This window comes from Ruegeria sp. CK2 (assembly GCF_056536585.1).
Window position 1 is genome coordinate 1 of sequence record NZ_JBQFPW010000005.1, and the last position, 18055, is coordinate 18055.

Genomic DNA, 18055 nt, shown 5'->3' on the forward strand with positions numbered 1-18055 from the left:
CACTGTCTCTCCAGTGCGTCCAGCTGTCTCTCCAACCCGTCCGGCCGTCTCCCCGACCCGTCAGCGCCGCCTCAGCAGCGCCGGTGAAGGGGGTTCTAAGTACTACTGACAAAGACCGCAAGCAGAAAAAGACAAAAACTCAGAAAATCTCTCAACTGGCCATTTTATATTTATTTATCAAAAAGTTACATAAATACACCTGAGCGCAACCGCGCCTAAAACGCGCGTATCCAACTCGAAAAAACGCCGCCACAAAGCGTGTACGTAAAAATACCGGCAGACTCGGTCGCGAGTCAGGCGGAATCGGCCTGTCGCCAGCGGGCAAACCCACCTGGGCTCGGAAAACGCAGGACAAGCAGGCCCGCGATGATCGCCAGATAGATCAAAGGTTCGATCTGAAACCCCTTAGCCAGCATCACATAATGAAGCGCCCCGAGAAGCGCTGCGGGATAAACCAGCCGATGTAATTTGCGCCAGGACGGACCCAGACGCCGCACTGACCAGTTATTCGACGTAACTGCCAAGGGAAGCAACATAAGGAACGCGGCCATACCAACTGTGATGTATGGGCGCTTGACGATGTCGGCCCAGATTTGGCTAGGCAGTTGTACATCCAGCACCAGCCAAACCACCAGATGCAGGCTGACATAGGCAAATGTCAGCACTCCGATTGCCCGACGAAACTTCATCAGGTTCAAACCGACATGCCGCCGCAGAGGTGTAATAGCCAGACCAACGATCAGCAGCTGCAGCGCTAGTTCACCCAACTCATGCTCAAGCGCTTTGATCGGCTCGACCCCCAGCCCGCCGGTCATTGCGAGATACAGCAACCAGGGTGCAGGCAACGCGCCGATCAGGTAGACGCCCCAGACTGGGATCTTGCGCAATATCTGGTTCACCGCCTGCATGATCTCAGTAATTCTTTGCCAGATCCATACCGTCATACAAGCTGGCGACCTCTTGTTCGTAGCCGTTGAACATCAACGTCGGTTCGCGCTTGGAAAACAGACCACCTCCAATGCGTCGTTCCGAGCCCTGCGACCAGCGGGGATGATCCACATTGGGGTTTACATTGCTATAGAAACCATACTCTCGCGGACCGGCCATGTTCCAACTGGTCGGCGGCTGAGTGTCAGTCAATGTTATGCGGACAATCGACTTGATCGACTTGAACCCATATTTCCAAGGCACCACCAAACGCAGAGGTGCCCCGTTCTGGTTCGGGATAGGTCGGTCATAAATCCCAGTTGCCATAATTGTCAGAGGATGCATCGCCTCATCCATACGCAGACCTTCGCGATAGGGCCATTCGAGAACAGGGGAACGAACCCCCGGCATTTCTTCCGGGCGATAGGCGGTCTCGAAGGCCACATATTTTGCATCCTCCTGAACACCGGCCATGTTCAGCAGATCGGACAATTCAAACCCGTTCCAAGGTATCACCATCGACCAGGCTTCGACGCAGCGGAATCGATAGATACGCTCTTCAATCGTCATCTCGGACAAAATCTCCTTGAAGTCGTATTCGCCGGGGCGATCCACCAAGCCATCAATCTTGATGCTCCACGGTTCAGTTGTCAGTGATCCGGCATACTTGGCCGGGTCGTCCTTGCCTGTGCCAAACTCGTAGTAGTTGTTGTAAGACGTAATCTCTTCCCAAGTATTGGCTTCAAGACCATTCTCAGCCGCAGCTGGCCGGGACATAGCAGTCAGCCCGACACCAGCCATACCGGCCATGACCTGCCGCCGGTTCAAAAACGCCGTCCGCGGGGTGACGTCGGCATATGTCAAAGTGTTGGTCCAGCGTTGCGCCATTTGGGTCTCCGTAGTCAATCAGCCTCGGGAACAAGGTAATGTCTGATACCACAGAGCCAAGGAAACGGGCGTCACGATTGAGAGAAGTGACTGTAACGTTCACAATGGCGTCGACACCTTGCGCTAGTTCGGTGAGCTGCTGGGAAGCGTGAACTTTACAAGTGCAGGGCCAAAAGTGCAGGCTGGACCGCAGAATAGTAATTGTAATTGGGCGGATGGTTGGGCCATCCGAATGGATTGCGAAACCGCTTAAGGAGAATACCATGTGTGACATTTGCGTAATGAACGCGGTCAAGGATCGTATGTTGTCGCGGCGAGGGTTCTTCAAGGCAGCAGCAGCCACCGGTGTGGCAGCCGCCGCAACGGGCGTTTCAGCGCCAGCTGCGATGGCGGACGGCCACGGCGCGGTCGAAGACATGACCCACACCCTCAGCCCTGATTTTCCGACTTGGGGAGGTGAGCCAGGGATTTCAGCCGAGCAAGCTTTCAACTTTGCGGATCACGGCTTCAACCTGTTCAACCTTTCCATCAATGAACATACGGGCACACATATCGACGCACCTTTGCATTTTTCGGCGGATGGCGCTTCGGTTGACGAAATCCCGGTCACAGATCTGGTCGCACCGCTTTGCGTTGTCGACATCGCCGCTCGTGCCTCCGAGGATGCTGATACACGGGTCACGCCGGATGACTTGAATGCTTGGATTGCAGCCAATGGCGATATCCCCGACGGAGCCTGCGTCGCAATGCACTCAGGTTGGTCCGCCAAGGTTGCAACCGATGGCTTTCGGAATTTCGACGGGGAGGCACAGCATTATCCCGGTTTTCATGTCGAGGCTGCACAAATGCTGATGGAGGACACCGGCGCCCGGTCGATTGCCGTGGATACCTTGTCGCTGGATCACGGCATGTCGGCCGATTTCGCCACCCATTATGCGTGGCTTCCCTCGGGCCGGTTTGGTATTGAGTGTCTTGCCGGTCTGGATCGCGTCCCGGCCTCAGGTGCAACACTTGTCATTGGCGCGCCGAAACATGCGGGTGGCACCGGAGGTCCGGCGCGTGTGTTTGCACTGATCTGAGGAACCGAAAAGGCCGACACGACCGGCATCATTTTTCGTAGCCGCAATACTTGTATGAAAGTGCGGCACTGTGCTTGCACCTACTCAAACCGGTGCAGGCAGATCAAGAATGGTGTCCACACATCCACTCGGAACACCTGAAGAAGTCTTCAGACCGGCGGGTATCATATTTGACATGCGGAAAAGCGGGGACGCAAAAGCGGTCGATATCCACAATGATCGCGCAGAGCGGAGACATCCACTTTACAAAGACATCTGCAATGGCATTGTGATTGCTTACGAGTGCTCGCGTCGCTTGCTTTCCTTCGTGAACTTTCAACCACCCTTCACGCACGACGGCAAGGTTCAGTCAGAAAGGGCTGCGGTTTTCGCTCAGCTCACACAAAACCATTTTGCCGGGCAGTTTATGGGTCGCGTTGCCAATCAGGTGGATTTCTTGTGCTTCCCCTAACAATCAACTGGCTTTCGATTTCAATGCGCCCCAGAGACGGTTCAGGATCATCAATCATCGATAGCAACATCCTGACCGTCGCTTCAGCCATTCGGTTCGCCGGCTGGCGCATCGTGGTTAGGTCAAAAGTTTTCCATGCCGCCATCGCAACATCATCATAGCCGATGACAGACACATCCCCTGGAACATCCAGACCAAGCTCGTGCTTGAGTGTTTCAAGAACCGCAAAAGCCATATGGTCGTTGCCGACGAATATCGAATCCGGCCCACAACCCTTCTCGAACAGGCCAAGCGTCGCCTTGCGCGCGATCACTCGGCTGTATTCGCAATCAACAACGTGAAACGGCTCTGTTCCCTGAGCTGACATTTCCGCCAGAAACCCGGCCTGCCGCTCACGACCGTTAAGAGATTTTTGCCAGCCTGCGATATGCGCTATTCGCTTGTGACCTCCGGCCAGTAAGAACCTTGCCGCAACTCGCCCACCTTCGAAATTCGCCGCCGTTACCGAAGCAAGATTGGGGTTTTCTTGTCCTCGATTGAACAGCACTAGCGGGATACCATGATCTTGTAAGCGTTTTGTTAGCTCGCTGGACACACTGACGGACGCCAGAATGATACCATCGACCTGATGAGCAAGAAGATCTTCGACAACGCCATCAACTTCGTCGGTCAGGTTTGAGGCGAAGAAGGTCATGATATGATAACCATGTTCGTGGAACTCGGAGGACAGCTTCTCCAAAGCTTCGGTGTAGAACGGATTTTTTAGGTAGGCGAGAACAATACCTATGGTTCGGGACCGGCCGGTGTTCAATGAACGGGCCAGTGTATTGGGTCGATATCCGAGCTTAAGTGCTGCCTCGCGTACGCGTCGTTGTTTGTCGGCGGAGACTTTTGATCCCTGCATAAAGACGCGACTTACCGTTGGCTGGCTAACACCTGCCAGTTTTGCAACCTCTGCCGCTGTTGTTCGGCTCACCCGCATGCACGACCCGCTTGTTCAACGATATCCTGCAGCTTTATCACAAGCCGAGTTATGATCGCCAGAGCAGCTCATACGAATGTGCAATCGACTGACCATGACCAAAGTTAGTATACCTGATTTGCAATACCGACTGGCAAGTCAGTCTTCCCGAATTCGGCTGCCAGATTCTGGGTCAAACAGATACAGATGCTCGGCCGATAGCGAGATACCGACAACATCGTCTTGGTTCTTGCGCAGGTGCCGACTACCGCGAGCAATGACGCGCTGTTTTCCCCATTGAACCGTCAGCAATGTGCTTTCACCGGTGTTTTCGAAGGCGTAGATGGTGACGTCTATGTCGCCTTCGCCGGGCTCGAACACCGTCATGTCGTCGGCGCGCACGCCGAGGATGACCGCAGGACGATCGGGGATTGCCACCTTGACCAGACGTGTTCCGCCCGTGGTGACGAACATGCCGTCCTGAACCGACCCGTTGATCAGGTTCATGGCCGGAGAGCCGATGAAGCCGGCAACAAACAGGTTGGCTGGGTCGTTGTAGATCTCGTCCGGTGTGCCGAGTTGCTGGATCACCCCGTGCTTCATCACCGCCACGCGGTCGGCCAGGGTCATCGCTTCGATCTGGTCATGGGTGACATAGACGGTGGTGATCTTCATCTGGCGGCTGAGATGTTTCAGCTCGGCCCGCATCGTCACGCGCAGCTTGGCGTCGAGATTGGAGAGCGGCTCATCCATCAGAAAGACCTTGGGTGTGCGCACGATGGCGCGTGCCAGCGCGACGCGCTGCCTCTGGCCACCTGACAGGGCCTTGGGCTTGCGGTCCAGAAACTGGGTCAGCTCAACCTTCTCGGCGGCTTCGTGCACTTTAGGTTCGATTTCCGGTTTCGGAGTTCCGCGTACCTTCAGCGGATACGCGATATTGTCGAAGATCGTCATGTGAGGGTAGAGACCGTAGTTCTGGAAAACCATGGCGACGTCCCGATCCTTTGGCAGATCGTCATTGACCATGCGATCGCCGATCCAGATTTCGCCGCCTGTTGGATCTTCGAGACCCGCGATCATGCGCATAGTCGTGGTCTTGCCGCAGCCGGACGGCCCCAGCAGAACCAGGAATTCACGGTCATGAATTTCCAAAGACTGATCGTCGACGCCAACGAAATCACCCCAGCGTTTGGTCAGGTTCTTGAGAATGACTTCGGCCATCAGCGTACGGCTCCCATGGTCATGCCTTGCACAAAGTATTTCCGGATGATGAGGGCGAGGACGAACATCGGCAGCATGATGATGATGCCCGCCGCGCTGAGCAGGTTCCACAGATCGCCCTCTTCGCCTTTGAACAGGGCCAGTCCGATGGGCAGCGTGACCGCGTCCTTGTTGGTCAGGATCAGCGCGAACAGGAACTCGTTCCAAGCAATGATGAAACAGAAGATCCCCGCCGTCAGCAGGCCTGGCGCCGCCATCGGCAACACGATGTTGAGGATCACCTGTATCCGGGAAGAGCCATCCACCATCGCCGCCTCTTCCGTGTCCAGCGGGATGCCGTCGATGAAGCCTTTGATCATCCAGATCGCAAAAGGCATCACGATGGCGAGGTTGACCAGGATCAGTCCCGAGCGTGTGTCGAGCAGCCCGATGTCGCGGAACATCACGAAGAACGGCAGGATGATGACCACCGCCGGGACGAACTGGGTGGCCAGGATCATCACCAGCATCGCGGTCTCGCCGGTCAGACGGAACCGGGAAAAGGAATAGGCCGCCATGGTGGCAATGGGGATCGCGATGACGACGGTGACAAGCGCCACGACGGTCGAGTTGATCAACTTGGCGCCCAAGTAATACGGCGCATCGAACACGATCCCAAAGTTTTTCAGCGTCGGTGTGAATAGTAGTTTTAACTGATAAACATCCACGTGGTTCTTGAACGCAGCAAGAAAGATCCAGATGATCGGGACCAGCATGATGAAGATCGCGATCAGGATCAGCACAATCTGGATCGCATCGACGATCTGTTTTTTCTGGCGCCCGGTCATGATGCTTTCCTGAACACGAACTTGGCATAGGCGTAGGTGAGGAAGATCATCGGGATCACCATAAGCCAGGCGACGGATGCCGAATAGCCGATCTGTCCGTATTTCATGCCGTTGAAGTAAATGTAGTGGCTGAGAGTTTGAGTGGCTGTGCCCGGCCCGCCGTTGGTCAACATGAAGATCTGATCGAAGGTTTTCAGGCTAAAGATTGATTTCAGGATAATCACCACGGCCAAAACAGGTGCAAGTTGCGGCAGCGTCACATCGCGAAACACCCGCCAGCCCGAAGCGCCGTCAACCTGCGCGGCCTCGATCGTTTCCTGCGGAACCGACGCCAGCCCGCCGATCAGCACAAGTGTCAGGAACGGGATCCATCCCCAGACATCGGCCATCACGCAAACCGCAAAGGCAAGCTGTGGATGGGCCAGCCAGCTGATGTCCGCCAGCGGCGGGAAGACGGCGCCGAAGAAGGCGTCGAACAGTCCGAATTCGGGGTTGAACATGAACCGGAACGAGACACCTATTAAGGCCGGCGACATCGCAAAGGGCAGGATCAGCAGCGTCTGCACACCCGACCTGAGCCGTCCACCCGGAGCCAGAAGCATTGCCAGACCCAAGGCTAGCACGGTCGTCAAGGCAACCGTCAACACAGTGTAAATCCCGGTCACCCAGACCGAATTCCAAAAAGCTGGTTCTTCCCAGAACGCCCATGTGTAGTTCTCGAAACCAAGATAGCCCTGAGGGAAGTCGGGTTTGTTGAGCCGCCCCACAGTGAAAGACAAGCGCAGAGACTCAACAAGCGGCCAGATCGCCGTGGCGAAAACGACCAGCACCGCTGGCAGCACCAGCAGGTATTTCAGCGTATTGTCACGCATTGTCCGTCCGATCCGATTGTGGCAGGCGCGGCCGTCATGGCCACACCCTGCAAAGTATCACTCGATACGCCCAGCGCGCTTGAGCACGCGGTTGGATTGCTCGGCGGCCTCGGTCATCAGTTCCCGGACATCGCCACCGGCCGCTGCCTCAGCGATAGCGGCTGACAAGATATCTCCGACTTCGGGCCATTCGGGAATTTGTGGCATGATGTCGGACTCTTCCAGTGACTCCCAGGCTGCTGCCTGAATACCATCATTTGCCGCGTTCACATCCGCGTCCTGCAGCGACGAGATATGGGTGACAACGTTGTTCACGATCGACTTGCCAGCCACTTCGCGTTCGATGGCGTTGGCCTTATCCATTTCTGGGTTCGAAAGCCATTTCATGAATTCCCACGCAGCTTCCTTGTTCTCGGAATACTCAGAAATAGAAAACGGCATCGAAATTGCATAGGTTTTCGTCCGACCATCATAAGACGGCATCCCGGTGAACCCGACCTGATCCTTGGTCAGAGTAGACGATTCCGGGTTGTAGAAACCAGAATAAGCCCACCACCAAACAGGGATCATCGCAGATTTACCCTGCATGAACGACTGACGCGCGTCCTGTTCGACAAAGGCCAGGCTGTTGGGGTTCGTAACGCCGTGAACAGTGTGTAATGCGATATAACCCTCAGTGGCTTTTATCGCTTCGTCACTGGTCCAGGCAGCGGTCCAGTCATCGTTGAAGATATCCGCCCCAGCGGCCCAAAGGAAGTTGATCCAGATGAACAGGTTCTGTCGGTTGCCGTCGTTGTTATAGTAGAGTGCAAGAGGGGCAATGTCGGGGTTGGTTTCCTTCAGAGCTTTGCCAATCTCGATCACTTCCTGCCAGGATGTCGGCGGCTCTGGAATCAGATCCTTGCGATAGAACATCAGCTGCGGATGGGCGCGCAGGGGGAAGCCAAGCGTCTTGCCATCATACTGGGCTGACCGCGCAAACGCAGCTGGATAGCGATCCATCGAAATCCCGTCCTGCGCCATCATATCATCGATTGGCATCAGCCAATGCGCATTGGGAGGGCCCCAACTGTCGAGGTAATTGACCACATCGAAGGTTCCGTTGGCCGCAATCCCTTCGGCATTGATTTTCTCTTGCAGCGACCCGAAAGGAATAAACGTCCACTCTGTTTCGATCCCTGTCAGTTCGGTGAATTCGTCGTCCCGCAGCATCAAGCCGTCGAATTGTGGGGTTACCACGCTTAGGATGTTGAGCTTTGTCCCGGCATATGGCTGACCTTCCTTCAGATCATAGGGAATGTCTTCTGCAGCGGCGTTGAGCGGCATCAGCGACATTGCGGCCACGACGACACCCGCTTTCAATAGAGTCTGTCTGCGCATTCTCTCCTCCCTCACGAATCGCAACATTTGATTACCTAGGGTAAGATTATCATGAATACGTATTCAAGAACTATCTGACGCGTGTTGATGCTGGCCTTCCAGCCCGTCTAAATGCGCACTAACCAGCAGGTTCGACATTCACCGATTGGCTGGCTGCTACCATGCAAGACCGTTCGGTCCAAATCTGGACGCGATCACTGCCCCTTCGTCCATAGGAATCTCAACATCTCGAAGGACAGCGAGCCTAGCTTGATCGAACTTGTGTCACTTCTGGAGAGTTACATAAGTATTCCGAAACCGTTCGATCCTTCATGTGTTTGAATTGCGGTTAGACCTCCAGATTGGAGCAGCACTTGCGACAATGTCATGTGCCAGCCAGGATTCGCCGTCGCAAAGAGTACCCCAAAGACGGAACTGGCGGTGGATGAGGTTACGACGAGCTATAGCAGAAATTCTATCCCAGTCTTTGGCGCCGCTTGGCAGCTCAATCCAACCGGTCACCCGCCGCAACTTCAAATTTGAGATCCGCCCGACCTCACACCATGCGCACCTTGCTCCCGATCGCCGTCCCGGCTTCAAGATCAGCGTTCTGGAAAACGTCTCGTAAGATGATCAGTCGGGAACCCTCGCATAATGCAAACGTCATTTCCAAAGCGACGGGTGCATCAAACTGCAGACATGTCATCGCGAACGCGTGACAGCGGCTCAAGCAATTCGCTTTGCTAGATGCTAGATGAACTCAATTTCATTGCTTCATACCCGAAACGCGAAGCACCAAAAGATGATCTCACAACTACCTTAAAATGGTTTTGAAGATAACATCGCCATGGTTCACCTAACAGGTTTAGTGACTGTCTATCCATTTGATCGGCGATCTCTATCGCCATCATGGTATTGATGCCGATACCATCGTCGATAAGGTGAACGGACTGACGGCCGGGAAACAGATGTTTCAGCGAGACCTTGGTCTTGTCAAACCTTGAAGCCCCTCCTAAAAAACGTGTTATCGAAGACAACCACCCAAAGCATATTGGGTCGAGGTTAAAACCCCAGCGAGAACTGACTTGCACGCAGCTTCGAATAATTTGCTTTTCAAGCCACTCACCCTACCGAACGGGCGTGTGCTAAAAAATCGGATCATCAAATCGGCCATGTCTGACTCACTCGCGGATGGACGTGGCGATCCGACTGCCAGACAGATAAGGTTGTATGAACGCTGGGCCGACGGTGGTCTGGCAGCGTCGATCATCGGAGAAGTGCAGAGCGACCCACGGTACCCTGAAAAACCGGGCAATCTTGTGCTCGATCAAGGGGCCGACACTGCAGCGTTCCGTGATCTGGCGCGGCGCGGGTCAGCAAACGGGGCGCATCTCTGGTTGCAACTTGGCCACGCCGGGGCATTGTCTCACCTGCCGATCAGCAAGCCGAGGGGACCAAGTGCCATCAACTTTCCCGATTTTAATAGCGAAGCCATGTCTCTGGCCGAGATTAGGAGCATTCCTGATTCCTTTGCCCAAACGGCACGGCGTGCGGCTGAGCTGGGGTTTGGAGGCGTTCAGATTCATGCGGCTCATGGGTTTCTCTTAAGCCAGTTCCTATCTCCTCTCTTCAACCACCGCACGGATGACTATGGTGGTTCGATCCATGCACGTATGCGGCTGCTTGTCGAAACGGTCGAGGCCGTTCGTGCTGCTGTACCGACTGACTTTGTGGTTGCAGTCAAACTGAATGCCACTGACCAGTTGGACGGTGGGCTAACGGAAGATGATGCCCTCAAAGTTGTTGCAGGACTTGAGGGCAAAGGGGTTGATTTGCTGGACATCAGCGGTGGAACCTATTTCCCCGGTGCCCCATCAAGTTCCGAACGTGCATCCAAAGGCCCATATTTTCTCGAATTCGCCGGTGCCGCACGCGGGTTGACCACGACCCCTCTCATGATCACCGGAGGGTTCAAGCATTATGACGAGGCAGAGGCCGCGATCATTCAGGGTGATGTGGATGCGGTTGGCCTTGCGCGGGGTTTCGTCCTTGATCCATCGCTGCCTTTGTCATGGCAGGCGGGCAAAGGTGACCCTGCTTTTCCTCGATTCGCCACCCTGCCGCCAGGAGGAATGACAGCTTGGTTTACGATGCGGATGACGGACCTTGGTGAAGACCAAGAGAGTCTGATCGAGCGGGATATCAATGATGCAATTGCCGAATATGAGGCGCGCGACGCGGAACGCGCGATCCTTTGGAAGAAACGATTTCCTGTGCATGAACCCTTCGCTTCATAAGTAAGCCCGGCCTTATGCATCAACAACCCGTTGAACAATCGGGCCTCTTGAATCCATCGTGCATGCATGGAACACGCGATACAGGGATGATTAAGGAGCTAGGCGAGATACCGGAGCAACGCGAAGCCCTCAAGGCCGATCTGGGCGCCGGTGACCGAGCGCTGGCGCTTTGCGGTTAACCGGAAATTCAACAGTACAGAAGCTGCTGTTCGTCAAGTCGGGCGCACGGGTTGGGAAATCGCAAACAAGCGGATGCGCGGTCTGCATGGATGCCTGCTTAATGAAAATCCCGGCTCGGAAACAGTCGCTTGGCTTGATCACGCGGATGCATGGCGCGGGCGGGGTAGCGGGATGCTTTGGGGGTGTCATCCGCGCGCAGGCCTTCGGTGGTCAGAGCCTCTGGCAACGGGTGGCCCAGGTCCGAGAGCTTATAGGACATGTCGTAAATCTCCTGAGCAATCAGATGCACGACAATGCCTTCGCGTTGCAGATAACCCCGGACACGCAGGAGCCGTGCCCCCATCACGATGCGCCGGAAACGCTCATATATTTTGGGCCAGACGACGACATTACTGACCCCGGTTTCATCCTCAAGCGTCAGGAAAATCACCCCGGACGCCGTGCCGGGGCGTTGGCGGGTGATGACAAGCCCGCAGACCGTATGCTGCCCCAGAGGCACATCCTTGAGTGCGTTGTGAGGGGTAAGGTCCGGAATGCCGGGGCGTAGCAATTCCATTGGATGGGCGCGTAGGGAAAGGCGGGTGGATACATAATCCTCAACGACTTCTTCACCCAAATGCATGGTGGGCAGGGTGATCTGCGGTTCATTAATACTTTCCCCATCAATCGGGTCGTTAAAAAGCGGCAGCGGTTTTTCGCTGCGGATGGCTTTGACTTGCCACAGAGCATCGCGACGCGTGAGGTCCATGTCAGAGAACGCATCCGCTTCGGCCAACCGTATCAACACATCGGGGCGCAGGCCTGCCCGCAGCCACAGCGCCTCTGGATCGCGATACCCATTGCCCCGTGCCGCAACAATCCAGCCTGCATCTTCTTCTTTGAAACCTTTGATTTGGCGAAACCCCAACCGCAGAGCCAATGCACCATCGGGGCGGCGCTCAAGGGTATTGTCCCATTCTGAATGGTTCACGCATATGGGGCGTGTTTCAACACTATGTTCCCGCGCATCGCGCACGATCTGGGCGGGGGCGTAAAACCCCATAGGCTGGGAGTTGAGAAGCGCACAGGCAAAGATCGCCGGGTGATGGCATTTCAGCCAGGCCGAGACATAAGCGAGCATTGCAAAAGCGGCGGCGTGGCTTTCGGGGAAACCGTAATCGGCAAAGCCCTGGATCTGAGAGAAACAGCGCTTGGCGACGTCCAGATCATAGCCATTCCGTAGCATTCCATTAATGAATTTCTCCTCAAAGGCTCCGATGGTACCCATACGCCGGAATGAGGCGAGTGATCGGCGCAGGTGATCGGCCTCTTCGGCGGAAAAACCCGCCCCCACCACAGCGATTTGCATGGCCTGCTCCTGAAACAGCGGTACGCCAAGCGTACGTTTTGTGACCTCTTCCAGTGCGGGGCCAAAGGGTTCAGCCTGCTCCAGACCCTGGCGGCGTTTGATATAGGGCTGCACCATGCCGCCCTGGATCGGACCGGGGCGCACGATGGCAACTTCAATCACCAGATCATAGAATGTTCGGGGTTTCATCCGGGGCAGAAAGTTCATCTGGGCACGGCTTTCGACCTGAAACACCCCCACCGCATCGGCAACGCAAAGCATATCATATGTGGGTTTATCTTCCTGCGGAACCGTAGCGATACTGAGGCTGCGCCCTTCGTGTTGCTGCATCAGGGCAAAGGCTTTTTGTACACAGCTCAGCATGCCGAGTCCCAGGACATCGACCTTCAGAATACCAAGTGCATCAATGTCATCCTTATCCCATTCGATGACGGTGCGATCTTTCATCGCAGCATTGGAAATCGGCGACAGTTCATCCAGACGACCACGTGTGATGACAAAGCCTCCTACATGCTGCGACAGGTGTCGGGGAAAGCCGATGATCTCGCCAATAAGCTGGATGGTTTGCATAAGGCGGCGGTCTTCGGGGTTAAGGCCAATCTCGCGGATGCGATCAAGATCAATCCCGCCATTGCTCATGCCCCAGATTTGGCCCGACAGACCGGCAGTCACATCCTGAGACAGGCCCATGACCTTACCCACCTCACGAATGGCGGCCCGTGTGCGAAAGTGAATGACGGTTGCGCAAAGCCCGGCGCGGTGACGGCCGTATTTCCTGTAAATCCACTGGATCACCTCTTCGCGCCGCTCATGTTCGAAATCGACATCGATATCCGGTGGCTCGCCACGGTACTTTGAGACAAACCGCTCAAACACCATCGAGATCATATCCGGACTGACATCGGTGATGCCTAAAAGATAGCAAAGGATTGAATTCGCAGCGGACCCGCGCCCCTGACATAAGATGCCCTGCGATCTGGCGAATTGCACAATATCGTGGACAGTCAGGAAATAGGCTGGGAAATCCAATTCCTTGACCACGGCCAGCTCTTTTTTCAGCAGGTGGGTTACTTTGGAGGGCGGACCATGAGGGTAGCGTCGTGTCAGGCCTTCTCGGGCCAGCCGTTCCAGCCGGGCTTGCGGCGTTTCTTCCTCAGTGTCTTCATGGGGGTATTCATAGGAGAGTTCGCCCAAATCAAAGCTGCATTTATCGGTGATCTCCAATGTACGGCGTATTGCGCCCAGATGGTTACGAAACAGCCGCGCCATATCCTGACCGGACTTGATCCGGCGTTCGGCATTGGGCAGCGCACGCGTGCCGATCTGATCAATGGTGATATGGTCGCGCATGCAGGTCAAAACATCGGCCAGCCGTCTGCGGTTTGCGCGATGCATCAGCACATCGCCAACCGCGACCATCGGGGCACCTGCCTTTTGCGCAGCCATTGCGCAGGTCGCCAGATAAGCCTGATCGCTGCCGTCATAACGGGGGGCGGCCCCGAGAAAGACGTGATTGGGAAAGCGTCGCTGCAGCCGCTGGATATCCGGTACGGCCTCTTTCAATCCCTGTTGCGGCAGGGCAATCAAAATCATCCCCTTGCAGGCGGGTATCATATCCTTGCTGTAAAGCTCACAATCACCTTTTTCCGCCCGGCGTTTACCTGCGGTCAGAAGGCGGGTCAGGCGTTGATATGCTGCCCGATCACGGGGTAAGGCGACCCATTCCACCGAACTGTCACGCAAGACCAGGCGGCACCCAACGATTAGTCTGGGCAATGTTGCGAAAGGGGTGTGTGCAATGGCTTGTCCCGATTCAATCTTTTGCCGGGAGGAGGCATCCACACGCTGCTGAGAACGAATTTTCAAAGCTTCTGCAGTGTCTCGCCGTAACTCCTTGAGCGCGGTCCAGGCTCGCACCACTCCCGCCAGTGAATTGCGATCCGTGATAGCAATCGCAGACAGCCCCAACTCTGCAGCCCGCACGATCAGTTCTTCGGGGTGCGAAGCTCCGGTCAAAAAGGTGAAATTACTGGTGACACAAAGCTCGGCATAGCCTTGCCCCTGTATCTGCATGTGCAGCAGATCCCGGCGAAAGGCCTCTACCGGACGATGCGTGCGATTGACTTCAATCATGCAAATTCTCCCTGCACGAACCATCCAGGGTTTTGCGGCGTGTAAAACAACCAGAGCCGCCGTCCCTGCTTGGTTTCCACACGCCAGTAATCGCGCAGGCCAGAACGCCAGTTGTCATCCTCCAGCCACCATTCAGGAGCGATGCGTTCAGGGCCTGTGGCGCGCGCCGTGGTCAATGACATGCGCCGCCAGCGGAACCGTTCTGGCGGATGTGGTTCAGCGACCATAAGCGGCTCAGGTGGAAACAGACGCAGCGGGCGTGGGTTTGTGCAGGTCCAGCCGCTGGCAGAATCTGAATAAGCGGCAGGCGCAATGATAAAGCTGCGCTCTGGGATATGGCTGTCAGCGGGCAGGAAACGTTGGATATTCGTCAGCCCGATCCTTGTGCCGATCCGGGTGATGAGGTCTTCCAAATGACCCTTCCGCCCCGCCGAAACATGGGTGAGTTGCTGGGCTGGCAAGGCCTCAACCTGCGTTGCCTCAAGCCGCAGCTGGTCGATGCCAAAACCTGCATCCACCTCGGCCAACCCCCGTTCAAACAACGGTAGAATGCGATGAGGGTCCCGCAAAGGGCGCGCCAGACGCAGCTCAACCTCTTGATGATCCTGATCCACCCGGCGCAGTGTCATTGTTAGCCCTCGCGCGCCCATTTCCTGCGCTTTCAATTTGGCGCAAAGCCGGATCAGCAATCGCTCTGTACCAGCCATCACATCGCTGATGAGACCAATGGGTTCTGGCAATGTCATGCGCACTCCGTAATGGGGCGGGTCAGCCACGGGCGTGATACCTTCCGGCTGCTGCCCCACAGCCTGATCCAGCCGTCTCAGCACATCCGGTCCAAAGCGGCGGGTCAGCGGCGCACGCGGCGCCGCAGCAAGATCGCCAATCTTACGCAGCCCCAATCGGGTCAAAGCCGTTGAGGTTTTCTCATCCAGCTGCAAGGCGGCAACAGGGAGGTTCTGCAGCGCGGCCAACATATCACCGGGTGGCGCCAGTCCCTCACCATGATGCGCCAGGGCCCAGGCCGCCGCGCGCGTGTCCGCCAGGCCGATCTGCACCGACAGGCCCGCACGCGTCAGGCGGGTGCGCATATCACTCAGCATCTCTTTTTCACCGCCAAAGAGATGGGTGGAGCCGCTGATATCCAGCACCAGCCCATCACGACCTTCTAGCCCCACCCAAGGACAGTACCGCGTGGCCCAACGGCACAGGATCTGCAAAAATCGCTGGCCTTGTAGCAGATCAACCGGTGCCGTTTGCAAGTTGGGACAAAAAGCACGGGCATCGGAATAGGGCATGCCGGGATGCAAACCCTGCTGCGTGGCCTGGCCATTAAGGCAATAGAGCCGGTTGATGTTGCTTTGTTTCAGCGTCAGGGCAAAGGGACCACCCGACGGGCAGCGCCGCAAAATCTGGTCACTCGCCAGCCGGGGAAACCATAATGAGACGACGCGACGCGGGATCCCATCGAACATACCAAACACCTAATGTTCCTGATTTGTTCTTTATAAGTTCCCACTTTTGCAGAGTCGAGTCCTGAGAGCTGAATCTGGGATCAAACACAGGTGCACAATGCCAACGGGTTTCAGCCGCATTGCTGCCCATACCTTCAGGTATAATCGACAACCCGGTGGATTTTCCATCACGCGCCGCAAGCTGCAAACGCCGCCCCGCGGTCAGACCGAGGGGTTTTGTCAACTGCATCACCACCAACGAGATGACCCCTGAACGCAGAGCTTCTTCGGCGACAGCCAAGGTTTCAGTCTGGTCCTTGGTGTTACACAGCGTCAGGGACGCAGAATCAATGAATTCGACAAACCCGTCCGGGTTAATCTGGCTTGGCTCCCACCGCTCTCGTACCCACATAACACTGCCGCGAAGCCGCGCAGCGAGCGTGAATGCAAACACGTCTGCGCCGGGCCCGCAGACCTCGTGTGTGCGCGTGTTACTGGGTGGAAAGAAACGCGGATCAAGATTGTGCATGTCTATGCTTTAGCATCCGATAGCAATATTGGAAAACACTGTCATGCTAAGGACCGCAAAAGGCCGATACCTCATTTTAAGTCTCGCGCTGTGCTCGCGTGATTCCAAAGCTGCAAACCTACGTTCGGTCAAAGAATGGGCAAGGGCCCCCGCGTTTTGGTTTGCCGCAGGACAAAGTTGCTACGTGTGTCACGGACGAGACCGGATTTCAGCAAGCGCTGCATGATAAACACCTCCAGATCCTCGGGGGTTTTGGCATAGACCTTAAGAATGAAATCATGATCTCCGGTGATCGAAGCGCACTCGACGATCTGTGGTTCAGTTTCGACGAGGCGCAGGAAATCCGAGATGCTTTTTTCCTGATGATCCTGCAGGGCAATGTGGACATACGCGATCGCATTCAACCCAACGGCCTTTGCGGCCACTTGCGCACGATAGCCAGACACTACACCTGACGCCTCGAGATCACGAACGCGCCGCCAACACTGCGACGCGGAAAGTCCCGTGCGCTCGGCGAGCTCTTGCATCGACAAGCGTCCACTGATTTGCAGCTCGCGGAGGATGGCAATATCTGCGGTTTGAAGCATTTGTTTCGGATTATCTCTAAAAACGGTACGTATTCGTCAAGTTACCTCAAATCTCTCTACATTCAAACGAATTTTGTCGATGAGGAGGGGGTATCCTGTCATCCAGAAGGAGGAGTCCAATGCCCAAATCGACCAAATATGTCGCCAAAATTGCCGATGCACGCGGCCATATCGATTACACCGCCGAGGAAGACGCCGTCTGGGCTGATCTGTATGCCGCACAGGAAGAGAATGTTCAACAATACATGGCGCGGGAATATCTTGACGGGCTGACGCGGTTGGATTTGCCGAAAACCTCCGTTCCGTCTTGCGCCGATATATCTGAACGTTTGCTGGATCTGACCGGATGGCGCGTTCAACCGGTTCCTGCGCTGATCGGGTTCAAAACCTTCTTCGGTATGCTGGCAGATCGCGTCTTTCCAGCTGCATCCTTTATCCGCTCGCGCGAGGATTTCGACTATATTGAAGAGCCCGATATCTTTCACGAGATTTTCGGCCACACACCGCTGCTGAGCGATGCCCGCTTTGCCGCCTTCAGCCACGCCATCGGGCAGGCCGGAACCCGGGCGGATGCAGCGGATTATGCATGGTTGATCCGGCTCTATTGGTTCTCAATCGAATTTGGACTGCGTCGTCAGGATGGTGAAATCAAAGCACTAGGGTCCGGGCTTGCGTCTTCACCGACCGAATTGGTTTACGCAGTTACAAGTGATACGCCGGATCGGGATCCGTTCGACATCCTGACCATCCTGCGCACCCCATACCGTATTGATATGCACCAGATGGGCTATTTTGTTCTAGACGATTCAGAGGACCTTTTTGCAGCAGCGGATCGTGATCTGCTGGCTGATATCCGGCATGCCCGCAAGCTTGGCTTGCTGCCAAACAAATTCCACGAGAAAGTCACTGCCGCAGAATAGAAGGTGACTGCAGGAGGGCTAG

The 18055-nt window shown here is 55.7% G+C and carries 15 protein-coding genes; 4 read left to right on the forward strand and 11 right to left on the reverse strand.

Features of this window, described 5'->3' with window-relative positions; translation table 11 throughout:
* A partial coding sequence (locus ACR0BU_RS09305; protein ID WP_480755744.1) for a hypothetical protein occupies positions 1–203 on the forward strand: 203 nt, incomplete at its 5' end.
* 90 nt (positions 204–293) lie between these two features.
* Here the strand turns inward: ACR0BU_RS09305 and msrQ are convergent.
* Together msrQ and msrP are read right to left on the reverse strand one after the other, a co-directional pair.
* Complete coding sequence (msrQ, locus tag ACR0BU_RS09310; RefSeq protein ID WP_480737300.1) at positions 294–908, reverse strand: protein-methionine-sulfoxide reductase heme-binding subunit MsrQ; 615 nt, start codon at positions 906–908, stop codon at positions 294–296.
* Positions 909–912: 4 nt separating this feature from the next.
* Positions 913–1815, reverse strand: coding sequence for a protein-methionine-sulfoxide reductase catalytic subunit MsrP (gene msrP, locus ACR0BU_RS09315; RefSeq protein WP_480736960.1), 903 nt, complete (start codon positions 1813–1815; stop codon positions 913–915).
* Positions 1816–2078: 263 nt separating this feature from the next.
* On the opposite strand from msrP, the gene ACR0BU_RS09320 reads away from it, so the two are divergent.
* Positions 2079–2894: a cyclase family protein gene (locus ACR0BU_RS09320; RefSeq protein WP_480736961.1), complete on the forward strand. Its 816-nt coding sequence runs from the start codon at positions 2079–2081 to the stop codon at positions 2892–2894.
* A gap of 404 nt (positions 2895–3298) precedes the next feature.
* Here the strand turns inward: ACR0BU_RS09320 and ACR0BU_RS09325 are convergent, their stop codons facing one another.
* From ACR0BU_RS09325 to ACR0BU_RS09345, 5 genes are all read right to left on the reverse strand, one after another.
* The gene (locus tag ACR0BU_RS09325; protein WP_298934546.1) at positions 3299–4327 is read right to left on the reverse strand and encodes a LacI family DNA-binding transcriptional regulator; all 1029 of its coding nucleotides are present in this window, start codon (positions 4325–4327) and stop codon (positions 3299–3301) included.
* A gap of 138 nt (positions 4328–4465) precedes the next feature.
* A complete protein-coding gene (locus ACR0BU_RS09330) occupies positions 4466–5527 on the reverse strand; it encodes an ABC transporter ATP-binding protein (protein ID WP_480736963.1) in 1062 nt (353 codons plus the stop codon).
* The gene (locus tag ACR0BU_RS09335; protein WP_298934544.1) at positions 5527–6354 is read right to left on the reverse strand and encodes a carbohydrate ABC transporter permease; all 828 of its coding nucleotides are present in this window, start codon (positions 6352–6354) and stop codon (positions 5527–5529) included. Before ACR0BU_RS09335 ends, ACR0BU_RS09330 begins: the two co-directional genes overlap by 1 nt.
* On the reverse strand, positions 6351–7226 hold the full coding sequence (locus ACR0BU_RS09340) for a carbohydrate ABC transporter permease (RefSeq protein ID WP_299078825.1): 876 nt from the start codon (positions 7224–7226) through the stop codon (positions 6351–6353). Before ACR0BU_RS09340 ends, ACR0BU_RS09335 begins: the two co-directional genes overlap by 4 nt.
* A gap of 57 nt (positions 7227–7283) precedes the next feature.
* Positions 7284–8606, reverse strand: a complete 1323-nt coding sequence (locus ACR0BU_RS09345) for an ABC transporter substrate-binding protein (protein ID WP_480736966.1) — start codon at positions 8604–8606, stop codon at positions 7284–7286.
* A gap of 1085 nt (positions 8607–9691) precedes the next feature.
* Here ACR0BU_RS09345 and ACR0BU_RS09350 point away from each other — a divergent pair.
* Positions 9692–10882: an NADH:flavin oxidoreductase/NADH oxidase family protein gene (locus ACR0BU_RS09350; protein ID WP_480737301.1), complete on the forward strand. Its 1191-nt coding sequence runs from the start codon at positions 9692–9694 to the stop codon at positions 10880–10882.
* A gap of 277 nt (positions 10883–11159) precedes the next feature.
* Here ACR0BU_RS09350 and ACR0BU_RS09355 read toward each other — a convergent pair whose 3' ends face one another.
* From ACR0BU_RS09355 to ACR0BU_RS09370, 4 genes are all read right to left on the reverse strand, one after another.
* On the reverse strand, positions 11160–14543 hold the full coding sequence (locus ACR0BU_RS09355) for an error-prone DNA polymerase (RefSeq protein ID WP_480736967.1): 3384 nt from the start codon (positions 14541–14543) through the stop codon (positions 11160–11162).
* Positions 14540–16018 carry a Y-family DNA polymerase gene (locus ACR0BU_RS09360; protein ID WP_480736968.1) on the reverse strand — a complete coding sequence of 493 codons (1479 nt, stop codon included), beginning with the start codon at positions 16016–16018 and terminating at the stop codon, positions 14540–14542. Before ACR0BU_RS09360 ends, ACR0BU_RS09355 begins: the two co-directional genes overlap by 4 nt.
* Positions 15960–16526 (reverse strand): ImuA family protein, encoded by a 567-nt coding sequence (locus ACR0BU_RS09365; RefSeq protein ID WP_480736969.1) that lies wholly within the window; start codon positions 16524–16526, stop codon positions 15960–15962. The genes ACR0BU_RS09360 and ACR0BU_RS09365 overlap by 59 nt, the downstream gene beginning before the upstream one ends.
* A 128-nt stretch (positions 16527–16654) precedes the next feature.
* Complete coding sequence (locus ACR0BU_RS09370) at positions 16655–17113, reverse strand: Lrp/AsnC family transcriptional regulator (protein ID WP_298934537.1); 459 nt, start codon at positions 17111–17113, stop codon at positions 16655–16657.
* A gap of 119 nt (positions 17114–17232) precedes the next feature.
* On the opposite strand from ACR0BU_RS09370, the gene ACR0BU_RS09375 reads away from it, so the two are divergent.
* Entirely contained in the window at positions 17233–18033 is an 801-nt protein-coding gene (locus ACR0BU_RS09375) for a phenylalanine 4-monooxygenase (protein ID WP_480736971.1), read from the forward strand.
* Positions 18034–18055: the final 22 nt, after the last annotated feature.